23 protein-coding genes, 1 tRNA gene and 2 rRNA genes are annotated in these 23588 nt (G+C 54.7%); 11 read left to right on the top strand and 15 right to left on the bottom strand.

Annotated elements, in window-relative coordinates; genetic code table 11:
• Positions 1-139 precede the first annotated feature (139 nt).
• Both L370_RS13250 and rrf read left to right on the top strand, forming a co-directional pair.
• A 23S ribosomal RNA gene (locus tag L370_RS13250) occupies positions 140-3044 on the top strand.
• Between the two features lie 71 nt (positions 3045-3115).
• A 5S ribosomal RNA gene (gene rrf, locus L370_RS13245) occupies positions 3116-3231 on the top strand.
• Positions 3232-3437: 206 nt separating this feature from the next.
• On the opposite strand, the gene L370_RS13240 is transcribed toward rrf, so the two are convergent.
• From L370_RS13240 to aspA, 6 genes are all read right to left on the bottom strand, one after another.
• Positions 3438-3513: transfer RNA gene (locus L370_RS13240), tRNA-Phe, on the bottom strand.
• Positions 3514-3640: 127 nt separating this feature from the next.
• Positions 3641-4216, bottom strand: a complete 576-nt coding sequence (locus L370_RS13235) for a transcriptional regulator (protein ID WP_023334223.1) — start codon at positions 4214-4216, stop codon at positions 3641-3643.
• Between the two features lie 49 nt (positions 4217-4265).
• Entirely contained in the window at positions 4266-5957 is a 1692-nt protein-coding gene (locus tag L370_RS13230; RefSeq protein WP_023334224.1) for a protein-disulfide reductase DsbD, read from the bottom strand.
• Entirely contained in the window at positions 5933-6256 is a 324-nt protein-coding gene (gene cutA / locus L370_RS13225) for a divalent cation tolerance protein CutA (RefSeq protein ID WP_023334225.1), read from the bottom strand. Before cutA ends, L370_RS13230 begins: the two co-directional genes overlap by 25 nt.
• A 113-nt stretch (positions 6257-6369) precedes the next feature.
• On the bottom strand, positions 6370-7671 hold the full coding sequence (locus L370_RS13220) for an anaerobic C4-dicarboxylate transporter (RefSeq protein ID WP_023334226.1): 1302 nt from the start codon (positions 7669-7671) through the stop codon (positions 6370-6372).
• Positions 7672-7786: 115 nt separating this feature from the next.
• The gene (gene aspA / locus L370_RS13215) at positions 7787-9223 is read right to left on the bottom strand and encodes an aspartate ammonia-lyase (RefSeq protein ID WP_003855923.1); all 1437 of its coding nucleotides are present in this window, start codon (positions 9221-9223) and stop codon (positions 7787-7789) included.
• 335 nt (positions 9224-9558) lie between these two features.
• Here aspA and L370_RS13210 point away from each other — a divergent pair, with 335 nt between their 5' ends.
• Complete coding sequence (locus L370_RS13210; protein ID WP_023334227.1) at positions 9559-10023, top strand: FxsA family protein; 465 nt, start codon at positions 9559-9561, stop codon at positions 10021-10023.
• A gap of 24 nt (positions 10024-10047) precedes the next feature.
• Here L370_RS13210 and yjeH read toward each other — a convergent pair whose 3' ends face one another.
• Positions 10048-11298, bottom strand: coding sequence for an L-methionine/branched-chain amino acid transporter (gene yjeH, locus L370_RS13205; protein ID WP_023334228.1), 1251 nt, complete (start codon positions 11296-11298; stop codon positions 10048-10050).
• A gap of 178 nt (positions 11299-11476) precedes the next feature.
• Here yjeH and L370_RS13200 point away from each other — a divergent pair, with 178 nt between their 5' ends.
• The 3 genes from L370_RS13200 to L370_RS13190 all read left to right on the top strand — a co-directional run bounded on the left by L370_RS13200 (position 11477) and on the right by L370_RS13190 (position 13933).
• Positions 11477-11770 (top strand): co-chaperone GroES, encoded by a 294-nt coding sequence (locus tag L370_RS13200; protein WP_003855929.1) that lies wholly within the window; start codon positions 11477-11479, stop codon positions 11768-11770.
• A gap of 31 nt (positions 11771-11801) precedes the next feature.
• Positions 11802-13445, top strand: a complete 1644-nt coding sequence (groL, locus tag L370_RS13195) for a chaperonin GroEL (RefSeq protein WP_014882201.1) — start codon at positions 11802-11804, stop codon at positions 13443-13445.
• Positions 13446-13579: 134 nt separating this feature from the next.
• Entirely contained in the window at positions 13580-13933 is a 354-nt protein-coding gene (locus L370_RS13190; RefSeq protein WP_023310115.1) for a DUF4156 domain-containing protein, read from the top strand.
• Between the two features lie 65 nt (positions 13934-13998).
• Here the strand turns inward: L370_RS13190 and epmB are convergent, their stop codons facing one another.
• Positions 13999-15027, bottom strand: coding sequence for an EF-P beta-lysylation protein EpmB (epmB, locus tag L370_RS13185; protein WP_023334229.1), 1029 nt, complete (start codon positions 15025-15027; stop codon positions 13999-14001).
• A 40-nt stretch (positions 15028-15067) separates the two neighbouring features.
• Here epmB and efp point away from each other — a divergent pair, with 40 nt between their 5' ends.
• The 3 genes from efp to ecnB all read left to right on the top strand — a co-directional run bounded on the left by efp (position 15068) and on the right by ecnB (position 16079).
• The gene (gene efp / locus L370_RS13180; RefSeq protein ID WP_010427766.1) at positions 15068-15634 is read left to right on the top strand and encodes an elongation factor P; all 567 of its coding nucleotides are present in this window, start codon (positions 15068-15070) and stop codon (positions 15632-15634) included.
• 58 nt (positions 15635-15692) lie between these two features.
• Positions 15693-15824: an entericidin A/B family lipoprotein gene (locus L370_RS0121885; protein ID WP_024907352.1), complete on the top strand. Its 132-nt coding sequence runs from the start codon at positions 15693-15695 to the stop codon at positions 15822-15824.
• 108 nt (positions 15825-15932) lie between these two features.
• On the top strand, positions 15933-16079 hold the full coding sequence (gene ecnB / locus L370_RS13175) for a lipoprotein toxin entericidin B (protein ID WP_014068593.1): 147 nt from the start codon (positions 15933-15935) through the stop codon (positions 16077-16079).
• 38 nt (positions 16080-16117) lie between these two features.
• On the opposite strand, the gene L370_RS13170 is transcribed toward ecnB, so the two are convergent.
• Positions 16118-16717: a helix-turn-helix transcriptional regulator gene (locus tag L370_RS13170; protein ID WP_023334230.1), complete on the bottom strand. Its 600-nt coding sequence runs from the start codon at positions 16715-16717 to the stop codon at positions 16118-16120.
• Between the two features lie 261 nt (positions 16718-16978).
• Between L370_RS13170 and sugE the strand changes: the two genes are divergently transcribed.
• The gene (gene sugE / locus L370_RS13165; RefSeq protein WP_006178944.1) at positions 16979-17296 is read left to right on the top strand and encodes a quaternary ammonium compound efflux SMR transporter SugE; all 318 of its coding nucleotides are present in this window, start codon (positions 16979-16981) and stop codon (positions 17294-17296) included.
• Here sugE and L370_RS13160 read toward each other — a convergent pair.
• Both L370_RS13160 and blaACT read right to left on the bottom strand, forming a co-directional pair.
• Positions 17293-17823: a lipocalin family protein gene (locus L370_RS13160; RefSeq protein ID WP_023334231.1), complete on the bottom strand. Its 531-nt coding sequence runs from the start codon at positions 17821-17823 to the stop codon at positions 17293-17295. The two genes, sugE and L370_RS13160, sit on opposite strands and share 4 nt — an antisense overlap.
• 136 nt (positions 17824-17959) lie before the next feature.
• Positions 17960-19105, bottom strand: coding sequence for an ACT family cephalosporin-hydrolyzing class C beta-lactamase (blaACT, locus tag L370_RS13155; RefSeq protein ID WP_032666687.1), 1146 nt, complete (start codon positions 19103-19105; stop codon positions 17960-17962).
• Between the two features lie 132 nt (positions 19106-19237).
• Here blaACT and ampR point away from each other — a divergent pair, with 132 nt between their 5' ends.
• A complete protein-coding gene (gene ampR / locus L370_RS13150; protein WP_023334233.1) occupies positions 19238-20113 on the top strand; it encodes a LysR family transcriptional regulator AmpR in 876 nt (291 codons plus the stop codon).
• Positions 20114-20142: 29 nt separating this feature from the next.
• Here ampR and frdD read toward each other — a convergent pair whose 3' ends face one another.
• Genes frdD through frdA form a run of 4 tightly spaced genes read right to left on the bottom strand, consistent with a single transcriptional unit; the run spans position 20143 to position 23436 of the window.
• Positions 20143-20502, bottom strand: a complete 360-nt coding sequence (gene frdD, locus L370_RS13145; RefSeq protein WP_023334234.1) for a fumarate reductase subunit FrdD — start codon at positions 20500-20502, stop codon at positions 20143-20145.
• 10 nt (positions 20503-20512) lie between these two features.
• Positions 20513-20908: a fumarate reductase subunit FrdC gene (gene frdC, locus L370_RS13140; protein WP_023334235.1), complete on the bottom strand. Its 396-nt coding sequence runs from the start codon at positions 20906-20908 to the stop codon at positions 20513-20515.
• A 10-nt stretch (positions 20909-20918) separates the two neighbouring features.
• Entirely contained in the window at positions 20919-21653 is a 735-nt protein-coding gene (locus L370_RS13135) for a succinate dehydrogenase/fumarate reductase iron-sulfur subunit (protein ID WP_023334236.1), read from the bottom strand.
• On the bottom strand, positions 21646-23436 hold the full coding sequence (frdA, locus tag L370_RS13130; protein ID WP_023334237.1) for a fumarate reductase (quinol) flavoprotein subunit: 1791 nt from the start codon (positions 23434-23436) through the stop codon (positions 21646-21648). Before frdA ends, L370_RS13135 begins: the two co-directional genes overlap by 8 nt.
• Positions 23437-23588 lie beyond the last annotated feature (152 nt).

Below are 23588 nucleotides of genomic sequence, written 5' to 3' on the forward strand. Positions count from 1 at the left end.
CGGGTGACGTTTGAGATATTTGCTCTTTAAAAATCTGGATCAAGCTGAAAATTGAAACGACACACATGTTATGTGTGTTCGAGTCTCTCAAATTTTCGCAAGTCGATGATGAATCGAAAGAAACATCTTCGGGTTGTGAGGTTAAGCGACTAAGCGTACACGGTGGATGCCCTGGCAGTCAGAGGCGATGAAGGACGTGCTAATCTGCGAAAAGCGCCGGCGAGGTGATATGAACCTTTGACCCGGCGATGTCCGAATGGGGAAACCCAGTGCAATTCGTTGCACTATCGTTAACTGAATACATAGGTTAACGAGGCGAACCGGGGGAACTGAAACATCTAAGTACCCCGAGGAAAAGAAATCAACCGAGATTCCCCCAGTAGCGGCGAGCGAACGGGGAGCAGCCCAGAGTCTGAATCAGCTTGTGTGTTAGTGGAAGCGTCTGGAAAGTCGCAGGGTACAGGGTGATACTCCCGTACACGAAAGCACACAGGCTGTGAACTCGAAGAGTAGGGCGGGACACGTGGTATCCTGTCTGAATATGGGGGGACCATCCTCCAAGGCTAAATACTCCTGACTGACCGATAGTGAACCAGTACCGTGAGGGAAAGGCGAAAAGAACCCCGGCGAGGGGAGTGAAAAAGAACCTGAAACCGTGTACGTACAAGCAGTGGGAGCACCTTCGTGGTGTGACTGCGTACCTTTTGTATAATGGGTCAGCGACTTATATTCTGTAGCAAGGTTAACCGTATAGGGGAGCCGAAGGGAAACCGAGTCTTAACTGGGCGTTAAGTTGCAGGGTATAGACCCGAAACCCGGTGATCTAGCCATGGGCAGGTTGAAGGTTGGGTAACACTAACTGGAGGACCGAACCGACTAATGTTGAAAAATTAGCGGATGACTTGTGGCTGGGGGTGAAAGGCCAATCAAACCGGGAGATAGCTGGTTCTCCCCGAAAGCTATTTAGGTAGCGCCTCGTGAACTCATCTTCGGGGGTAGAGCACTGTTTCGGCTAGGGGGCCATCCCGGCTTACCAACCCGATGCAAACTACGAATACCGAAGAATGTTATCACGGGAGACACACGGCGGGTGCTAACGTCCGTCGTGAAGAGGGAAACAACCCAGACCGCCAGCTAAGGTCCCAAAGTCATGGTTAAGTGGGAAACGATGTGGGAAGGCACAGACAGCCAGGATGTTGGCTTAGAAGCAGCCATCATTTAAAGAAAGCGTAATAGCTCACTGGTCGAGTCGGCCTGCGCGGAAGATGTAACGGGGCTAAACCATGCACCGAAGCTGCGGCAGCGACGCTTATGCGTTGTTGGGTAGGGGAGCGTTCTGTAAGCCGTTGAAGGTGTGCTGTGAGGCATGCTGGAGGTATCAGAAGTGCGAATGCTGACATAAGTAACGATAAAGCGGGTGAAAAGCCCGCTCGCCGGAAGACCAAGGGTTCCTGTCCAACGTTAATCGGGGCAGGGTGAGTCGACCCCTAAGGCGAGGCCGAAAGGCGTAGTCGATGGGAAACAGGTTAATATTCCTGTACTTGGTGTTACTGCGAAGGGGGGACGGAGAAGGCTATGTTAGCCGGGCGACGGTTGTCCCGGTTTAAGCATGTAGGCGGAGGTTCCAGGTAAATCCGGTACCTTTTAACGCTGAGGTGTGATGACGAGGCACTACGGTGCTGAAGTAACAAATGCCCTGCTTCCAGGAAAAGCCTCTAAGCATCAGGTAACACGAAATCGTACCCCAAACCGACACAGGTGGTCAGGTAGAGAATACCAAGGCGCTTGAGAGAACTCGGGTGAAGGAACTAGGCAAAATGGTGCCGTAACTTCGGGAGAAGGCACGCTGATATGTAGGTGAAGCCCCTGCGGGTGGAGCTGAAATCAGTCGAAGATACCAGCTGGCTGCAACTGTTTATTAAAAACACAGCACTGTGCAAACACGAAAGTGGACGTATACGGTGTGACGCCTGCCCGGTGCCGGAAGGTTAATTGATGGGGTTAGCGGCAACGCGAAGCTCTTGATCGAAGCCCCGGTAAACGGCGGCCGTAACTATAACGGTCCTAAGGTAGCGAAATTCCTTGTCGGGTAAGTTCCGACCTGCACGAATGGCGTAATGATGGCCAGGCTGTCTCCACCCGAGACTCAGTGAAATTGAACTCGCTGTGAAGATGCAGTGTACCCGCGGCAAGACGGAAAGACCCCGTGAACCTTTACTATAGCTTGACACTGAACACTGGTCCTTGATGTGTAGGATAGGTGGGAGGCTTTGAAGCGTGGACGCCAGTCTGCGTGGAGCCAACCTTGAAATACCACCCTTTAATGGCTGGTGTTCTAACGTAGACCCGTTACCCGGGTTGCGGACAGTGTCTGGTGGGTAGTTTGACTGGGGCGGTCTCCTCCCAAAGAGTAACGGAGGAGCACGAAGGTTAGCTAATCCTGGTCGGACATCAGGAGGTTAGTGCAATGGCATAAGCTAGCTTGACTGCGAGAGTGACGGCTCGAGCAGGTGCGAAAGCAGGTCATAGTGATCCGGTGGTTCTGAATGGAAGGGCCATCGCTCAACGGATAAAAGGTACTCCGGGGATAACAGGCTGATACCGCCCAAGAGTTCATATCGACGGCGGTGTTTGGCACCTCGATGTCGGCTCATCACATCCTGGGGCTGAAGTAGGTCCCAAGGGTATGGCTGTTCGCCATTTAAAGTGGTACGCGAGCTGGGTTTAGAACGTCGTGAGACAGTTCGGTCCCTATCTGCCGTGGGCGCTGGAGAATTGAGGGGGGCTGCTCCTAGTACGAGAGGACCGGAGTGGACGCATCACTGGTGTTCGGGTTGTCATGCCAATGGCACTGCCCGGTAGCTAAATGCGGAAAAGATAAGTGCTGAAAGCATCTAAGCACGAAACTTGCCCCGAGATGAGTTCTCCCTGAGACTTTAAGTCTCCTGAAGGAACGTTGAAGACTACGACGTTGATAGGTCGGGTGTGTAAGCGCAGCGATGCGTTGAGCTAACCGATACTAATGAACCGTGAGGCTTAACCTTACAACGCCGAAGCTGTTTCGGCGGACGAGAGACAGAAGATTTTCAGCTTTGATACAGATTAACAGAATTTGCCTGGCGGCTTTAGCGCGGTGGTCCCACCTGACCCCATGCCGAACTCAGAAGTGAAACGCCGTAGCGCCGATGGTAGTGTGGGGTCTCCCCATGTGAGAGTAGGGAACTGCCAGGCATCAATTAGAAGAACCCCGTACCGAAAGGTGCGGGGTTTTTTGCTTTGTGCCCGGAAAAACATGCCGGATGGCGGCTTCGCCTTATCCGGCCTACAAAACCCGCAGGCCGCACGGTCCCACGGCAAAGAGAAACAAGAATACTAAAGAAGGGATTTATAAACGCAGAAAAGCAAAAACCCAGCCATAGGCTGGGTTCTTTAAATAGTGGTGCCCGGACTCGGAATCGAACCAAGGACACGGGGATTTTCAATCCCCTGCTCTACCGACTGAGCTATCCGGGCAACGGAGCGCATTAAACCGCAATCGCGCCTTATCGTCAACATTATTTCAGGAAAAGCTGTTCAATTGCTTAAGTTTGCGGCAATCTGATGGTTTACGCGTCGAATACGGCAAATTTAACAGGTTCGCTTATGTCAACGCCCCGCCCATACGGCATTGAGCAAAGCGGAGAATATCTTCCGCCAGTCGGTGCGCCGTATCCACATCGGCCTGGCTACGGTTCACCAGCATGCGGCTCAGGCAGCCCTCCAGCACCAGCTCCATCTGTTTCGCCACCATTGCCGGGTCATCCACTTCCAGCGTGGTCAGCAGCTCGTGGGTGAAGTCATGCGCCGCCCGTTTTTGTTGCTCCGCCAACTGGTGGATAGGATGGCCTGGGTCGGGAAAATAAGTGCAGGCGGCGATGAACAGACAACCCGGGTAACGGTTGTTGCTGACGCATTCCGTCAGGGCGGTATAGCGCGCCAGCAGCTTTTGCTCCGCGGTCAGTTCTTCATTCAGCATCAGTTGCCTGCGCCAGACATCAACCTGCTGGCTGAGATAGCGCAGGGCATCATAGAGTAGCGCCTCTTTATCCGGCCAGAAGCGCTTAAGTTCATCCAGGGGATAATCGATACGGTCGGCTACCATCTCAAGCGTGGTGCTGGCGATCCCTTGAATCTCAAGCAGTTGCAGGGCTTGTCCCAGTACGTCTTCACGTTGCACGGTTATCTCCTCCGCTATTCCCAACGGTTTGTCCCGTTTAAAGTGTTGTTTACGGTTGGCGATTGCGCAAATGCGCGCTAAATGCCGCTGCATCCATAAACCCGGTTACACGCTGCTCTGGCTGCTCCTGGCCCTGCTGATTGAAGAACAGAATGGTTGGCAGCCCGAGCACGTTAAGCTGCTTCAGCAGAGCCTTATCCTGCGCATTATTGGCGGTCACGTTCGCCTGGAGCAAAACGGTCTCTTTCAGGGCGCTTTGCACCTGCGGATCGCTAAAGGTATATTTTTCAAACTCTTTGCAGGCGACACACCAGTCGGCATAGAGATCGAGCATCACCGCTTTGCCTTTCGCCTCTGCCAGGGCGCTGTTGAGTTCATCCACGTTTTTAATCTGGGTGAAGTTCAGGTGCGCTTGCGTCTGGCTCACCGGTGTGCCGAACGCCCAGTCCTGCAGAGGGCGTACGCTCACCAGCGCGGCAGCCAGCAGGAGGATTTGCATCAGGCGCATCCACGCTTTTTTCGCTCCCAGGCTGATGATAAACGCCCAGGCAAAGAATGCTACGCCGAGCATCGCCCACAGGCGCAAACCCCAGGCGTCGCCGACGATACGCTCAAGGAGAAACACCGGCAGCGCGAGGATGACAAAGCCAAACGCGGTTTTCACCGTCTCCATCCACGGGCCGCTCTTCGGCAGCAGTCGATTGCCGAAAACTGTGACCAGAATCAGCGGAAGGCCCATGCCCAGGGCATACAGATACAACGTTCCGCCGCCGAGCCACATATTGCCGCTCTGGGCGATATAGAGCAGGATGGCGCTCAGCGGTGCGGTGGTGCAAGGGGAACAAATCAAACCGGCGATGGCTCCCATCGCGAATACCCCACCCGCCGAGCCACCCTGCTGGCGGTTACTCATCAGCGTTAAGCGAGTCTGCAAAGCCGACGGTAACTGCAGGGTAAACAGGCCGAACATCGACAGTGCCAGCAGGATGAAGACCCCCGACAGGCCAATAAGGACGTAAGGATGCTGAAGCGCTGCCTGGAACTGTAACCCGGCAGCGGCAACCACAAGGCCAAGGGCTGTGTAGGTCAACGCCATGCCCTGCACATAAATAAAGGCCAACAGCAGGGCGCGTGCGGTGGAAAGCCGTTGCTTACCGCCCAGCACGATGCCTGAGATGAGCGGATACATCGGCAGCACGCACGGCGTAAAGGCAATGCCAATACCGATCAGCAAAGCCCAAAGCGCTGAGAACGGAAGGTCTGTACGCTCTTCGCTCGTCTCGCCCGAGGGGAGAGGGGAAACGGCGGCAGCCGCTTTCACTTCGCTGAGCGGCACAACCTTAGTTTCCGGTGGATAGCAGAATCCCGCGTCCGCGCATCCCTGATAGGTCACCGTCAGCGTCGCGCCTTTATCCGCCTGATTCACCGTAACGGGCACGCTTAAGCGCTGGCGGTAGATTTCACTCTTGCCGTAGAACTCGTCCTCGTGCCACTCGCCGGCGGGCAACTGCAATGCGCCCACGTTTGCCTGGGCAGGCGTAATGCTGACCTGCTTGCGGTAGAGGTAATAACCTTCTTTCACCTGCCAGGTTAGATTGAGATCGTGCTGGTTCTGCTGAAAGTCGAAAACAAACGCCTGGTCGGCAGGAATAAAGTTTGAACGGCCGGGCGCGTCAAACAACCCGGCAAAAGCTGACGTGCTGCACAGCAGCAGGATCAGCGTAAGGAAGCGTTGAGCCATGAGAGATAGTCGTTATCGCCGTGGACCACTGGCAGCACCAGCAGCTCCGGAGTTTGGTAAGGATGATGAGATTTGAGGCAGTCCAGAAGCGCCTGCTGATTCGCCGGATTGGTTTTGAGCAACATCTGAACTTCGTACTCCTGCTCCAGCTTGCCTTCCCAGTAATAAAGGGAGGTGGCACCGGGGAGGAGCGTCACGCAGGCAGCCAGTTTTTCGGCGAGCACTTTGGCGGCGAGATCCTGGGCAGAGGCTTCATCAGGGGCGGTACACAGTACGACAACAGCATCAGGCGTGTTCACAAGTCGACCTCCTCATCACGAAAGGCTTCACTATATCACGCAAGGCGGTTGGTCATTAATGAAACGGGCCGCAGAGCGGCCCGATTTTAACTATTTTTACAACCACTCACCGTTTACAGGACCACACCGCCAATGATAAAGCCGAGGATCACGCAAAGTGAAATGGCGACTACGCCTGGGATCAGGAACGCGTGGTTAAACACATACTTACCGATACGGGTTGAGCCGGTGTCGTCCATCTCCACCGCCGCCAGCAGGGTTGGGTAGGTTGGCAGAACGAACAGGGCAGAAACCGCCGCGAAAGAGGCAATCGCCGTCAGTGGGGTAACGCCCAGCATCAGTGCCGCAGGCATCAGCGCTTTGGTGGTTGCCGCCTGGGAGTAAAGCAGGGTAGCGGCAAAGAACAGCACGACCGCAAGCAGCCACGGATAGTTGTGCAGCAGGTCGCCGGCTACGGTCTGAATATCGCTGATGTGCGCTTTCACGAAGGTATCACCGAGCCACGCCACGCCGAGGACGCACACGCAGGCGCTCATACCGGATTTGAAGGTGCTGGCGTTCAGCACTTCGCTGGTGTCAATTTTACAGGTGATGCTAATCAGCGTCGCGATGGTCAGCATAAATACCACAATCGCTTCGTTACGTGGCAGGACCGGGTTCTGGATCAGGCCCACGGTATCGCTGATGGCGGTCGCATAGAACATGACGGCGACGATACCAATCAGGAACAGCAGCACGGAGCGTTTCGCGTGTGGCTTCAGCTCGAAGACCTGGCTGCCGCGCAGCCTCACTTCACCCTTGGCAAGGCGTTCCTGATAAACCGGATCGTCTTTCAGCTCGGCACCAAGGAAGTTACACAGCACGGCGGTGATCATGACCGCAATCAGCGTCACCGGAATACAGATCGCCAGCAGCGTCAGGTAGCTCACGCCCATCGGCTCAAGGATACCGGCGAAGAAGACCACCGCAGCGGAAATCGGCGAGGCGGTAATCGCAATCTGGGACGCCACGACGGCAATAGAGAGTGGACGAGACGGACGGATACCCTGCTCTTTCGCCACTTCGGTAATCACCGGCAGCGTAGAGAAGGCAGTGTGGCCCGTACCGGCGAGAATAGTCATAAACCAGGTCACCAGCGGGGCAAGGAAGGTAATGTATTTTGGGTGGCGGCGCAGCATACGCTCCGCCAGGCTCACCAGGTAGTCCATACCGCCTGCCACCTGCATGGCGGCGATAGCGGCAATAACTGCCATGATGATTTCGATAACGTCAAACGGGATTGCGCCGGGTTTAATCTGAAAGATAAGGGTAAGAACGAGCACCCCGAGACCGCCGGCAAAACCGATGCCGATACCCCCGAGTCTTGCTCCCAAATAAATCGCCAACAAGACGATGACGAGTTCTGCTCCAAACATAAGGACCTTCCTTGCTTATTAACAAGTTGATATTGAATTGTTGTATTTTGGTAACGCCTAAAAAGAAAAAAGGCACGTCACAAGTGACGTGCCTTAAGAAGCCTAGCCTGAACGGTTACTGTTCGCTTTCATCGGTATATCGTTTTGCTTTATATGCCGGGTGCATCAGGTTCTGGGCCGAGAAGATATCGTCCAGCTCGGCTTCGGTCAACAGCCCGCGCTCCAGCACCACTTCACGTACGCTCTTACCGGTTTCGGCACAAATCTTACCGACGATGTCACCGTTGTGGTGACCGATGAACGGGTTGAGGTAGGTGACGATCCCGATGGAGTTATAGACATAACCCTCACAGACTTCTTTATTCGCTGTGATGCCGTTAATGCATTTTTCCAGCAGGTTGTAGCAGGCGTTGGTCAGAATGTGGATGGATTCAAACATCGCCTGGCCAATCACTGGCTCCATCACGTTTAGCTGCAGCTGACCGGCTTCAGAGGCCATGGTCACGGTCGTATCGTTACCGATGACCTTGAAGCAAACCTGGTTCACCACTTCTGGCACAACCGGGTTCACCTTGGCTGGCATGATGGACGAACCGGCCTGAAGTTCTGGCAGGTTGATTTCGTTCAGGCCAGCGCGCGGACCGGAAGAGAGCAGGCGCAGGTCGTTACAGATTTTGGACAGTTTCACTGCCAGACGTTTCAGGGCGCTGTGTACCATAACGTAGGCGCCGCAGTCTGAGGTAGCTTCAATCAGGTCTTCTGCAGGCACAACCGGCAGGTTAGAGACTTCAGCCAGCTTCTGTACCGCCAGCTGCTGATAGCCATCCGGGGTGTTCAGACGCGTACCGATGGCGGTTGCGCCCAGGTTCACTTCCAGCAGCAGCTCGGAGGTGCGCAGCAGGTTTTTGGTCTCTTCATTAAGCAGCACGTTAAACGCGTGGAATTCCTGGCCGAGCGTCATCGGCACCGCGTCCTGCAGCTGGGTACGACCCATTTTCAGGATGTCCTGGAACTCAACCGCTTTACGCTGGAAGCCATCACCCAGCTGGTTGATCGCATCCACCAGTTTCACTACAGAGGCATACACCGCGATACGGAAGCCGGTAGGGTAGGCGTCGTTGGTGGACTGGCATTTGTTAACGTGGTCGTTCGGGTTCAGGTACTGGTATTCACCTTTCTGGTGACCCATCAGCTCCAGGCCAATGTTTGCCAGTACTTCGTTGGTATTCATGTTGACGGAGGTGCCCGCGCCGCCCTGATAGACGTCAACCGGGAACTGGTCCATGCATTTGCCGTTGTTCAGCACTTCATCGCAGGCCGCGATAATCGCATTTGCCGCGCTTTTAGGAATGGTTTGCAGCTCTTTGTTGGCCAGTGCTGCGGCTTTCTTCACCATCACCATGCCACGGACAAACTCAGGGATGTCACTGATTTTGCTGTTGCTGATGTAGAAGTTTTCAATCGCTCTCAGAGTGTGAACACCGTAGTAGGCATCCGCTGGAACTTCCCTGGTACCCAACAAGTCTTCTTCGATACGAATGTTGTTTAACATGTGAACCTTCTTTTCAAGCTGCCGATGGATTGTACTAAACACACAGTATTTATGTGGTTTTGAATATTTTCTGGCCGACGATTATTCCCTCAATCAGCCAGATGTTCGAGATCATATGCTGATGATAGCGAATTGCCGTAAGCTGGATCACTTATTATCGAGCCGATTCCATGATAATTATTAATCTGTGAAATGGGTCACCGCTTTAATATTTCCAAAAAAAATATCCGTGCAAACTGATTGAATTTTCGCTAACCGTCACCATTTCATACAAACGCGCGTCGCGAACACATTCAGACAGGGGCCCGACGGCCCTTGCCACACAGGAGATGCCAGTGCGCTGGATACCGTTTATTGCTTTCTTTCTCTATGTTTACATTGAGATTTCTATTTTCATCCAGGTTGCCCATGTGCTGGGCGTCCTGCTGACGCTGATTCTGGTGATTTTCACCTCCGTCATCGGCATGTCGCTGGTGCGTAATCAGGGTTTCAAAAATTTCCTGTTAATGCAGCAAAAGATGGCCGCAGGCGAAAGCCCGGCGGCGGAGATGATCAAAAGCGTATCGCTGATTATTGCGGGGCTGCTGCTGATCCTGCCGGGGTTCTTCACTGATTTCCTCGGCCTTCTGCTGCTTCTGCCGCCGGTGCAAAAGCACCTGACTATGAAGCTGCTGCCGCATCTGCGCTTTAGCCGTATGCCCGGGGGCGGGTTCAGCACCGGGCCGGGCGATACCTTTGAAGGGGAGTATCAGCGTAAGGATGAGCAGCACGACCGTTTAGACCATAAAGACGATCGGTGATGTTGTTGCCCGGTGGCGCTTCGCTTACCGGGCATCCGACAGCAGACCGCGCTTCGGCAAAAACAGCCACAGCCCTGCCAGCATGACAATCGCGTACACACTTTTCCAGCCCACCATCGCCAGCAACAGCAGGCAAAGCATGCCCCCGACGACTGCCAGTGCTTTATAACGACCTTTCAGCAAACGACATCCCGCCAGCATGCACAGCAGATAGATCATGATGAAAATGCCGTTGGCGTAGACGATCAGCGCGTCCAGATTGATCTTCAATGCGTAAATACACAGCGTGCTCAACACGCAGCAGCCCAGTACGGCATTCAGGGCATTCAGCGGAAGCTGGCGTTTAGACAGGCGCGCGAGGCGATTCTCAGGTTTGTCGAGCGCCTGCGACCACACCAGCCGGGCAAAGCTCTGGATATAAATATTCAGGCTGGCAAAACAGGCCAGATAGCCGATGACGCAGGCGATCCACAGCGCCTTCACACCGAACAGTTTAACCACGATACCCGGCAGCGATGCCGCGGCGGCGAGATCTGCACCGAACGCGTTGAAGTGTAATATCAGCACGGTGCAGGCCCAATAGACCGTACCTGCCAGCAGCAGGCCTATCATCAGCGCGCGGGGAAAATCACGCTCAGGCTGCTTAAATTCAGAGGCCAGATGGGCAAAGGCTTCCAGGCCCACAAAACACCAGAACATGATGGAAAGCGCGGCGAAAAGTTGTGAAGGGTCGACATCTGTCATCGCCGGGAAGGGAATTTCCTTGATTGTGATATCGCCCGCCCACCAGATAGCGGCAATGAGCGCGACAATCAGCACCGCAACCAGCGTCTGCAGGTTGGCGCTGGAGCTGGCTCCGCGAGAGCCTACCCACCAGACGATAGCCAGCGTACCCAGTTCGGCCAGCAATAACTGCTCGTTATGCCAGCCAAACAGCGCCTGACCAAAGCCGGTCGCAATATGCAGCGCCGCAGGGAGACCAACCGGAATGACGGAGAGAAACAGCCAGCCGGTAACGCGCTGTAGCCGCGGACCAAAGGCCAGGCCGACAAAGTGCGCCACGCCGCCCGCGCTGGGAAAATGCCGCCCCAGGATGGCAAACACAATGGCTATCGGGAAAACCAATACAATCAGCGCTGGCCACGCCCACAGGCTGTTATTTCCAGCCGCCAGCGCCGCCAGCGCGGGTACGGCGAACACGCCCGTACCTAACAAGGAGGTTGAGAGCAATCCAACGCCCTGCGCCAGCCCCAACTCCTGCTTGAGTCCACTCATTGACATCGCCCTGCCAGTACCAAAAGAGAGGCGATGGTAACACTTTCGCAAATTTTTTTTCGACTCCCCCTTGAAGGGGTAAAAAGCTATCCCCATCTCTCAGGGCACTAGTCGGAAAACCGCATGCGGGCCGGCGTCATCCATAACTGATAATGACTTTCTCAAAGGAGAGCTATCAATGAGTATTCGTCCGTTACATGATCGTGTGATCGTCAAACGTAAAGAAGTTGAAACCAAGTCTGCTGGCGGCATCGTTCTGACCGGTTCTGCAGCAGCCAAATCAACTCGTGGCGAAATCATCGCTGTCGGTAAGGGCCGCATCCTGGAAAACGGAACTGTGCAGCCACTGGACGTTAAAGTTGGTGACATCGTAATTTTCAACGATGGCTACGGCGTGAAATCCGAGAAGATCGACAATGAAGAAGTGTTGATCATGTCCGAGAGCGACATTCTGGCAATTGTTGAAGCGTAATTTACGCACGAGAATTTGAGGAAATAAGAACATGGCAGCTAAAGACGTAAAATTCGGTAACGACGCTCGTGTAAAAATGCTCCGCGGCGTAAACGTACTGGCAGATGCAGTTAAAGTGACCCTGGGCCCGAAAGGCCGCAACGTAGTGCTGGATAAATCCTTCGGCGCGCCAACCATCACCAAAGATGGTGTTTCTGTAGCACGTGAAATCGAGCTGGAAGACAAGTTTGAAAACATGGGCGCGCAGATGGTGAAAGAAGTTGCCTCTAAAGCGAACGACGCTGCAGGCGACGGTACCACCACCGCGACCGTTCTGGCGCAGGCTATCATCACTGAAGGTCTGAAAGCCGTTGCTGCGGGCATGAACCCAATGGATCTGAAACGTGGTATCGACAAAGCTGTCGCTTCCGCTGTTGAAGAACTGAAAGCGCTGTCCGTACCGTGCTCTGACTCTAAAGCCATTGCTCAGGTTGGTACCATCTCCGCTAACTCCGACGAAACCGTAGGTAAACTGATCGCTGAAGCGATGGACAAAGTCGGTAAAGAAGGTGTGATCACCGTTGAAGACGGTACCGGTCTGGAAGACGAACTGGACGTGGTTGAAGGTATGCAGTTCGACCGCGGTTACCTGTCCCCATACTTCATCAACAAGCCAGAGACTGGCGCTGTTGAGCTGGAAAGCCCGTTCATCCTGCTGGCTGACAAGAAAATCTCCAACATCCGCGAAATGCTGCCAGTGCTGGAAGCCGTTGCGAAAGCAGGCAAGCCGCTGGTTATCATCGCTGAAGACGTTGAAGGCGAAGCGCTGGCGACCCTGGTGGTTAACACCATGCGCGGCATCGTGAAAGTGGCTGCGGTTAAAGCACCTGGTTTCGGCGATCGCCGTAAAGCAATGCTGCAGGATATCGCTACCCTGACCGGCGGTACCGTGATCTCTGAAGAGATCGGTATGGAGCTGGAAAAAGCGACCCTGGAAGACCTGGGCCAGGCGAAACGCGTTGTGATCAACAAAGACACCACCACCATCATCGATGGCGTGGGTGAAGAAGCCGCTATTCAGGGCCGTGTTGGTCAGATCCGTAAGCAGATCGAAGAAGCAACTTCCGATTACGACCGTGAAAAACTGCAGGAGCGCGTAGCGAAACTGGCAGGCGGCGTTGCGGTTATCAAAGTTGGTGCTGCGACCGAAGTTGAAATGAAAGAGAAGAAAGCACGCGTTGACGATGCCCTGCACGCGACCCGTGCTGCGGTAGAAGAAGGCGTAGTTGCTGGTGGTGGCGTCGCGCTGGTGCGTGTAGCCGCTAAACTGGCTGGCCTGACCGCTCAGAACGAAGACCAGAACGTGGGTATCAAAGTTGCGCTGCGCGCAATGGAAGCGCCTCTGCGTCAGATCGTGTCCAACGCTGGTGAAGAGCCATCTGTGGTTGCGAACAACGTGAAAGCGGGCGAAGGTAACTACGGTTACAACGCAGCAACTGAAGAATACGGCAACATGATCGACTTCGGTATCCTGGACCCAACGAAAGTAACCCGTTCTGCTCTGCAGTACGCGGCGTCTGTCGCTGGCCTGATGATCACCACCGAATGTATGGTCACCGATATGCCTAAAGGCGATGCACCAGACTTAGGTGCTGCTGGCATGGGTGGCATGGGCGGTATGGGCGGCATGATGTAATCGTGCGTTCTACGTCGTAGAATGTGAAAAACCCCCGGGCAGAGATGCTCGGGGGTTTTTCTTTTGGTCATCTTTTAGGTATAAGATTTACACACGGACAACTACTGTCCAGCTTATTGAAAACGAGGAATAACATGCGCGTAAAAGTCTGTGCAGGGATCGTAGGAGCAGCATTGCTGCTGGCGGGTTGTAGCTCCAGCAATGAGCTGTCGGCAGCGGGCCAGGGCGTTCGCTTTGTGGAAGATAAGCCTGGCAGTGAATGCCAGCTATTAGGCACGGCAACCGGTGAGCAAAGTAACTGGATGTCAGGTCAGCATGGCGAAGAAGGTGGCTCGATGCGCGGTGCGGCGAATGCCCTGCGTAACCAGGCTGCGGCAATGGGCGGTAACGTGATTTACGGCGTGAGCAGCCCTACGCAGAGTATGCTGTCCAGCTTCGTGCCGACCGCCAGCCAGATGAACGGTCAGGTCTACAAGTGCCCGAACTGAGTTAACTTGCTGATGGCGCTGCCTCCGGACCCCGTAGGGCAGGTAAGCGTAGCGCCACCTGCCTTTTAGCACTGCCGCAGCTGCAAATCCAGCGGCGTCTTGCTTGGCTCACCGCCAATCTCGCGCGCCAGCTTCGGCACCATATAGCCTGAAACCAGCGTTAAAAGTTCGCGTATAATCTTCCGGGCTTCGTCATCCGTCACCATGAAATGTGCCGCGCCCTGAACGCGATCCAACACGTGCAGGTAATAGGGCATCACGCCCGCATCAAACAACGCATTGCTCAAATCTGCCAGCACGCGGGCACTGTCATTCACGCCGCGCAGCAGCACGCTTTGGTTCAGCAGCGTCACGCCCGCTTTACGCAGCCGCGCCATCGCCGCGCGAAATGCATCATCAATTTCATTCGCGTGATTGATATGGTTTACCAGCAGCACCTGCAATCTTGACTGCTCCATGCGTGACACCAGGCCATCCGTGACACGGGCCGGAATGACAATCGGTAAACGGCTGTGAATGCGCAAACGCTTAATATGCGGGATGGCTTCAAGCTGGGTCAGCAGCCAGTCCAGCTCATGATCTTTCGCCATCAGCGGGTCGCCGCCGGAAAAAATAATCTCATCCAGCTCCGGATGGGCGGCGATATAGTCCAGCGCGACCTGCCAGTTGCGTTTATTGCCCTGATTTTCGGCATAAGGAAAGTGCCGACGGAAGCAATAACGACAATTTACCGCGCAGCCGCCTTTTACCAGCAGCAGGGCGCGGTTGAGATATTTGTGCAGTAAACCCGGCACCACGCTGTTCTGTTCTTCCAGCGGATCGGTGCTATAACCGGGCGCGGTGACAAACTCATCCTGCGAAGTAAGCGTTTGTTTTAATAGCGGATCGTTGGGATTGCCTTTCTCCATCCGCGCCACAAACGCGCGGGGAACTCGCAGGGCGAAAAGGCGTTTTGCCTCGCGGCCTGCAAGCAACTCTGGATGCTGATCGAGGTCTAAAAGACGCAGCAATTCATCAGGACTGGTGATTACATCGGCAAGTTGCGATAACCAATCTTCTCTGGACGGGGTGTTTAGGGTTACAATATGCGCCATTTTGTGGCTTAGCTACCAGTTAACAAATTTAGAGGGCCTTATGGCAACGTACTATAGCAACGATTTTCGTGCTGGTCTTAAAATCATGATGGACGGCGAACCGTACGCGGTTGAAGCCAGCGAATTCGTTAAACCAGGTAAAGGCCAGGCATTCGCACGCGTTAAGCTGCGCCGCCTGCTGACCGGTACCCGTGTTGAGAAAACCTTCAAGTCTACTGACTCTGCTGAAGGCGCTGATGTTGTTGATATGAACCTGACCTATCTGTACAACGACGGTGAGTTCTATCATTTCATGAACAACTCTACTTTCGAACAGCTGTCTGCTGATGAGAAAGCAGTAGGCGACAGCGCTAAATGGCTGCTGGATCAGGCTGAGTGCATCGTGACCCTGTGGAACGGCCAGCCTATCGCTGTGACCCCACCAAACTTCGTAGAACTGGAAATCGTTGAAACCGATCCAGGTCTGAAAGGTGATACCGCAGGTACCGGCGGTAAACCAGCCAAACTGTCTACCGGCGCAGTGGTTAAAGTGCCATTGTTCGTACAGACTGGCGAAGTGATCAAAGTGGATACCCGCTCCGGCGAATACGTGTCCCGCGTGAAGTAATTTACGTCATGATTGAAGGCGCAGCGCCCGCTGCGCCTGATTTTTGCAGGCAGGGATGATGAAACGTACCGTTAAAATTCTGCTTCTGTTAGCGCTTTCCAGTGCATTGCTTTCCGGGTGTAACACCACCCGTGGAATGGGACAAGATATCCAGGATCTCGGTCATATCATTTCTCACGCCGCCAGCTAAGCTCGTCTAATTTTCCTAAAAATGCTTCCTTTTCCGTCAACCGGCGGGATCTTGTCTATTCTTAAGTTGCTATACACAAAACAACTTTGGCTATAAAAGGAAGATATTATGGTTAAGAAGACAATTGCAGCGATCTTTTCAGTCCTGGTGCTTTCTTCAGTGTTAACGGCCTGTAATACCACGCGTGGCGTCGGTCAGGATATTTCTGAAGGTGGTAGCGCAATCTCTGGTGCAGCAACGAAAGCCCAGAACTAAAAGTATGGACGGTACGGCATGATACTTTCACCGTACCGTCAATTCTCGACTTCCTGCAGGGATAAAAACGGGGAGAAACGCGTATCCATATGCAGTTTCATGCGGATATTGCGTTTATAGGTATAAACCGTTTTTCCGTTAATACTCAGGTGAGCAGCAATCTTCTGATTGCTCGCGCCGTCCATCCATAATGTCAGCACCTTCTCTTCCTGCCGGGTCAGCAAGGGGGCGGCGGCTGTTGGCCTTTCAGAATATGAGCGCGAGATCAATGCGTCGTTGATAACCGTTGCCACCTTTTCAAGACTGGCGTTTTTCAACAACGACGACCACACCGGGAACTGTCCGAGCCAGTCTGTCATGCCGTTGTCCTCTCCCGATTGCAGCAAAATAAACGGTAAGCGTTCACTGGCGTTGAGCAAGGACGAGAGCTGCTGAAAATGGTGGATATCCTGCCTGAAGCCGTACAGGTCAGCGATAACCAGCGTGGGTTTCCATTGCAGAATGTGCTCTCTGGCAAGGAACAGATTATTCAGCCCGGTCACAACGTAGTGTCCCGGGAACAAACCGGAATGATTGAGCCATGCTTCAAACCCCGTGCGGGTGAAGTGACAACGGTCAATCAAAAGAATTTTGAACATATTTTATTCGCAGTCGGCTAGTGGTTTGGCTTCCTGCCATCAGAAAGCACATCATCATAGAGAAGTCGGATGAGTGCTAAATGCCGGAACTACGCGCCATACTGCGGCTATTTCTTGCCTTAACGTGTTCAGCAAAAAATGATTGAAAAAAAATAGCACGCTAACCACAATATGAGGCGTAATCTCTGCCTTACGGGACGACCCGTAAGCGTTTCTTTCACCGGGGACGGCCCCAACTTGAATTAAGTTAAGGAGCCTGAAATGTCCTGGATCATTCTTTTTATTGCTGGCCTGCTCGAAGTGGTATGGGCGATTGGTCTCAAATACACCCACGGATTTACCCGTCTGACGCCCAGCGTCATTACCGTCACCGCGATGATCGTGAGTATTGTCCTGTTATCCTGGGCGATGCGCTCGCTGCCTGTGGGGACGGCTTATGCCGTCTGGACGGGCATTGGTGCGGTTGGGGCCGCCATCACCGGCATTCTGCTGCTGGGAGAGTCAGCGAGTCTGGCGCGTATCGCCAGCCTCGCCTTGATTGTGGCCGGGATCATTGGGCTGAAGCTCAGTACCCATTAATGGGGTTGTTTTACCCAGATGAGTTTTGACACATCAAACCCTTGCCGGGTCGCGACGTCCAGCATCTGCTGTTTCATTTCTGACGAAATAGTTGGCGTGCGGGAAAGTATCCACAGATAGTCGCGATCCGGTCCGCAGACCAGCGCGTGACGGTACTCTCTGTCGAGCGCGATCACGTTATAGCCGCCATAAAACGGGCCAAAAAACGAGACTTTGAGCGCGGCCCGTCGCGGGTCGCCCGTGAAGTACGCTTTCCCAATCGACTGTTGCCACATCTCCCGGTCGGGATTATAGCCCCGGTTGATCACCTGAATACCGCCATCATCCATCGGACTGTAATTCGCAGTGACCTTCTCTAAGCCCTGCTCAAAACGATGGTCGAAGCGCGCGATTTCATACCATGTTCCAAGGAAGCGTTGTGCATCAAAAGGCGTGACGACGGTAACGCCAGGCGGTGGGGTAGGGGAACTGCAGGCAACCACTAAAAACGCGGCTGTCACCGCGGCGATAACAGGCAGAATGCGCATAGGAGTTTCCTTACTGTTTTTTGTTAAGTGTAGATGACGGCAAGGAAAATGTGGTTTTTGTGCGGTGTGTTTCGCCGGGTGGCCACACCGTGGATTTTGTTGGCCGGGTAAGGCGAAGCCGCCACCCGGCAATGTTTTACTGCAGCGCGTCGAGGATATGGTATGCCGCTTCAACGCGTGCCGGGTTCGGATAGCTTTTATTCGCCAGCATCACAATGCCGAGCTGCTTTTCAGGAATAAAGGCCACGTAGCTGCCAAACCCGCCGGTTGAGCCGGTTTTGTGGACCCAGGAGGCTTTTACCGGAGGCGCCGGTGGATTCACTTCTCTCGCGGGCAGCGGCGCCAGCGCCACCTTATTGCCGCTACCCTCTACCACGGTTTTGGCATCGACCGGCCAGTTAAGCATTTCCCAGCCTAAACCCTGATACATCGCTCCCACGCGCCAGTAGCGAGACTGCGCCAGGGTAATGCCTTGCCTGAGTGAAGTATCCTGAAGGGAGTCCGGCTTCATGTTGACCATTACCCAGCTTGCCATATCCTGCACGTTGGTTTTTACGCCATAGGCTTCCGCGTCGAGCATGCCTGGCGAAACGTGTACCGCTTTACCGTCGCGGTATCCCCAGGCGTAATGCGCCTCTTCCGCTTTCGGAACGTTAATCCAGGTATGGTCCAGCTTGAGGGGCTTAAAGACACGCGTCGTTATGGCCTGCTCATAGCTCATGCCGGAAGGCTTAACCGCCAGCGCGCCAAAAAGACCAATGCTGGCGTTGGCGTAAAGACGCGTGGTGCCCGGCTTCCACTGCGGCTGCCAGTTTTGATAAAAGCGCAGCAGAGAGGCGCTATCCGTGACCTCGTCCGGTACCTGTAACGGCAGACCGCCTGCGGTATAGGTTGCCAGATCCAGCATGCGAATCCCCTGCCACTGCTTGCCTGTCAGCTCAGGCCAGTATTTGGTCACCGGATCGCCCAGCGATATTTCACCGCGAGCAATGGCATCGCCACCCAATACGCCGGTGAAGGTTTTACTTATAGAACCCAGTTCGAACAAGGTTTGTGGGGTAACGGGTTTGTTTGCCGCAATATCGGCTTTACCGAAGGTAAAGTAGTGCGGCTGACCCTGATAAATCACCGCCACCGCCATACCCGGAATGGCCTGCGCTTTCATCAGCGGCGTAACGGTACGTTCCACCACTTCGGCCAGCTGTTTTTCTGACATCGGGGCAGCCAATACCGAGCAGGAGGTGCTGAGCAGCAGGGCGCAGCAAAGGGATTTTGTCATCATCATTTATCTTCCGTAATAGCAATTCAAGGGAGTGTCCGGGCCCGTCAGACCGCTGTAGTCTGTTGGATTTGACTATGGCTGACAAACGGTTAAATTTAGCATTAGCTGTTAATTTTTCTAACGGACGAGGCCATGACGCGCAGCTATCTTCCTCTTAATTCCCTGCGGGCGTTTGAAGCGGCCGCCAGGCACCTCAGTTTTACGCATGCCGCTATCGAGCTGAATGTCACCCATTCCGCGATTAGCCAGCACGTAAAGGCGCTGGAGCAGCACCTTAATTGCCAGCTGTTTGTCCGCGTTTCGCGCGGGCTGATGTTGACCACCGAAGGCGAGAATTTGCTGCCGGTGCTGAATGACTCATTCGATCGCATCGCCGGAATGCTGGATCGTTTTGCCAGCCAGCGCGCTCAGGAGAAGCTCAAAATAGGTGTGGTAGGGACCTTTGCTACGGGCGTTTTATTCTCGCTGCTCGCGGACTTTCGCCGCTGCTATCCGCATATTGATCTTCAGCTTTCCACCCACAACAATCGCGTCGATCCGGCGGCTGAAGGGCTTGATTACACCATTCGCTACGGTGGCGGCGCGTGGCATGGAACCGATGCTGAATTCCTTTGCCCTGCGCCGCTGTCTCCGCTCTGTACACCCGAGATTGCCTCAGTACTCAAAAGCCCGGCAGATATCCTGAAGTTTACCCTGCTGCGCTCCTACCGGCGCGACGAGTGGGCTGCGTGGATGCAGGCAGCGGGTGAACATCCTCCCTCGCCGACGCACCGGGTGATGGTGTTTGATTCGTCCGTGACCATGCTGGAAGCCGCGCAGGCAGGCACAGGGATTGCCATTGCGCCTGTCGACATGTTTACCCATTTACTCAGCAGCGAGCGCATCGTGCAGCCGTTTGCAACGCAGATTGACCTCGGCAGCTACTGGCTGACAAGGCTACAGTCACGGACAGAAACGCCCGCAATGCGCGAGTTTGCTCAATGGCTGGTGGGGAAGATGCAGAAATAAAAGGCCCGCCGGATGGCGGGCCAGAAGCGTCAGATGGTGACCACGGCAATCAGCGTCACCACGGTCAGGATGGTCGCCAGACCGTAGAATACCCATTTACCGCTCGGGACATGGATTTTCAGGTCATGCATCGCATGGTGAATACGGTGCAGACCACACCACAGCGGCAGGACGATCATCAGGAAGATGAACACGCGGCCGATAAAGCTGCTCGCGAACCCCAGTACGCGTTCGTAGCTCAGCGCATCGCCCGGGAACAGCCCCAGCGGCAGCATAATGCCGACCAGCAGGATGATGACGGGGGCGATGATGGCACTCCACATGCCGCCTGCGCCAAACAGGCCCCAGAAGACCGGCTCGTCAGAACGTTTTGGATTTGGATTGATCACAGTAGTCTCCTTACCAGAACAATGCGACAGACAGAATGACCACAGTGACCAAAATCGTCACTGCCCAGAGCCCTTTAATCACCGGCTCTGGCCCCATTTTCTCGTCTTTTACGATGATATTCGCCGCTTTTGGCGCCAGCTCAAACCAGGTTTTGGTATGAAGCAGCGCGGCCGCGAGCACGATCAGGTTCAGAACAACAATGATCGGGTTTTGCAGGAAACCGACAAAGCTGGCCCAGGCTTCCGGACCGTGCTTGAGGGCAAAAACGCCGTACATCAGCTCAAGGCTGAACCAGACCGCCGGTACCGCCGTGCCTTCACGCAGCATGTAGAAGCGATAAAACGGCAGGTTTTTCCACCAGGTGGACGGCACAGGCCGCACATAGGCTTTGCGTTTAGTCGTCATCATGCACTCCTTAGCGTGGTTTCAGGGTAGCGATAAGAAAGTCTTTCGAGCTTTCCACTTTACCCTGTTGAATTGCGGCGGCCGGGTCGACGTGCTTCGGACAAACTTCGGAGCAGTAACCCACAAAGGTACAGCTCCAGACGCCGTTCTGGCTGTTAAGCTGCGCCATACGTTCTTTTTTGCCGTGGTCGCGGCTGTCTTCGTTATAGCGGTGCGCCAGGGTAATGGCGGCCGGGCCGATGAACTCCTTGTTCAGGCCAAACTGTGGACAGGCGGCGTAGCAAAGACCGCAGTTGATGCAGCCGGAGAACTGATGGTATTTCGCCATCTGCGCCGGCGTCTGGGTATTTGGGCCCTGATCCCGCGTGCGCGGATTACCAATGATGTACGGCTTAATGGCTTCCAGGCTTTCGATAAAGTGGGTCATATCGACCACCAGATCGCGTTCAATCGGGAAGTTGCCCAGCGCTTCGACCTTAATGCCTTTGGTGTATTCGCGCAGGAAGGTCTTACAGGCCAGCTTTGGCACCTTGTTAACCATCATGCCGCAGGAGCCGCAAATCGCCATGCGGCAGGACCAGCGGTAGCTCAGGTCTGGCGCCAGGTTGTCTTTGATATAGCCGAGCGCATCCAGCAGGGAGGTTTGCTCGTCATAAGGCACTTCATAGAAAGCGCTGTGCGGCGCGGCGTCCACTTCCGGATTGTAGCGCACCACTTCAACTTTCATTTTTTGCATCTCAGCCATTCGCCTTCTCCTTCTTCTCGGCGGCTTCTGCTTCTGCACCGTACACGCGTTTTGCCGGCGGCAGCGTGGTGATTTTCACGTCGCTGTAGTCCAGACGTGTGGTGCCATCCGCATCGCGCCAGGCGAGAGTGTGTTTCAGGAAATTGACGTCGTCACGTTCGGTACAGCCTTCGTCCAGACGCTGGTGGGCCCCACGCGACTCTTTACGCGCCAGCGCAGAGTGCGCCATACATTCCGCGACGTTCAGACCGTGGCCCAGCTCGATGGTGTAGAGCAGGTCGGTGTTGAATACGCTGGAGGTGTCGGTGATGCGCACGCGCTTGAAGCGCTCCTGCAGCTCCGCCAGCTTGTCGACGGTTTTTTGCATCAGCTCAGGGGTACGGTAGATACCGCAGCCTTCTTCCATCGACAGGCCCATCTCGTCGCGGATCTTCGACCAGTTCTCATTACCTTCCTGGTTCACCAGAGCTTTAAGGCGTTTTTCAACGTCTGCGACCTGCGCATCGAGCGCGGCACCGTTAGCTTCGCCTGCTGTCGCCGCCCGCTCCATCGCGCGCTCGCCCGCCATGCGGCCAAAGACGACCAGCTCTGCCAGCGAGTTAGACCCGAGACGGTTAGCGCCGTGCAGACCGACAGAGGAACACTCGCCGACGGCGAACAGGCCTTTAATTCGGGTTTCGCACTGCTGGTCGGTTTCGATCCCGCCCATGGTGTAGTGCGCGGTTGGACGCACCGGAATAGGCTCTTTCACCGGGTCGACGCCGACGTAAGCTTTCGCCAGCTCGCAGATGAACGGCAGACGTTCCAGCAGCTTCTTCTCGCCAAGATGACGCAGGTCAAGATAGACCACATCGCCGCGCGGCGTGGAGATGGTGTTGCCTTTGCGCCACTCGTGCCAGAAGGCCTGAGAGACTTTGTCGCGCGGGCCGAGTTCCATGTATTTGTTCTTCGGCTCGCCGAGCGGGGTTTCCGGGCCCATGCCGTAATCCTGCAGATAGCGGTAGCCGTTTTTATTGACCAGAATACCGCCTTCGCCGCGGCAGCCTTCCGTCATCAGAATGCCGGAGCCCGGCAGGCCGGTTGGGTGATACTGCACGAACTCCATATCGCGCAGCGGTACGCCGTGGCTGAGCGCCATGCCCATGCCGTCACCGGTGACGATGCCGCCGTTGGTGTTATAACGATAAACGCGGCCCGCACCGCCTGTTGCCATCACCACGGCTTTCGCGCGGATCTGGACAAGCGTGCCTTCCATCATGTTCATCGCCACCAGGCCGCGCGCCTGTCCGTCATCAACCAGAATGTCGAGGACGAAATGTTCATCGAAGCGCTGAATTTGTGGGAACTGAAGGGAGGTCTGGAACAGGGTGTGCAGCATGTGGAAGCCGGTTTTATCGGCGGCGAACCAGGTGCGTTCAATCTTCATTCCGCCAAAGCGGCGAACGTTGACGCTGCCGTCCGGACGGCGGCTCCACGGACATCCCCACTGTTCAAGCTGGGTCATTTCCGTTGGACAATGATGCACAAAGTAGTCAACGACATCCTGTTCGCAAAGCCAGTCGCCCCCTGCAACCGTGTCGTGGAAATGGTATTCAAAGCTGTCATGATCCTGCGCAACGGCGGCGGACCCTCCTTCTGCTGCCACTGTGTGACTACGCATTGGATAGACTTTTGAAATCAATGCGATTTTAGCGTTGGGATTAGCTTGTGCTGCAGCAATCGCAGCACGTAATCCAGCCCCGCCAGCGCCTATTACGGCAAGATCGGCTTGAAAAGTTTGCACGACATTCCTCCAGATTTTTGTTATTTCGCAACGCGACAAACTAAAGGTAGTTCACCCGTCCAAAAGGACGATTGCGAAAGCGTTTCCACTGCTCCTTTATGGGTAAAACAGTATAACCGTGTAGATGTCAGGGAAATTTGACGTGTTCGATT

It is taken from the genome of Enterobacter sp. MGH 24, from assembly GCF_000493015.1.
In the GTDB taxonomy this organism is placed as follows: Bacteria; Pseudomonadota; Gammaproteobacteria; order Enterobacterales; family Enterobacteriaceae; genus Enterobacter.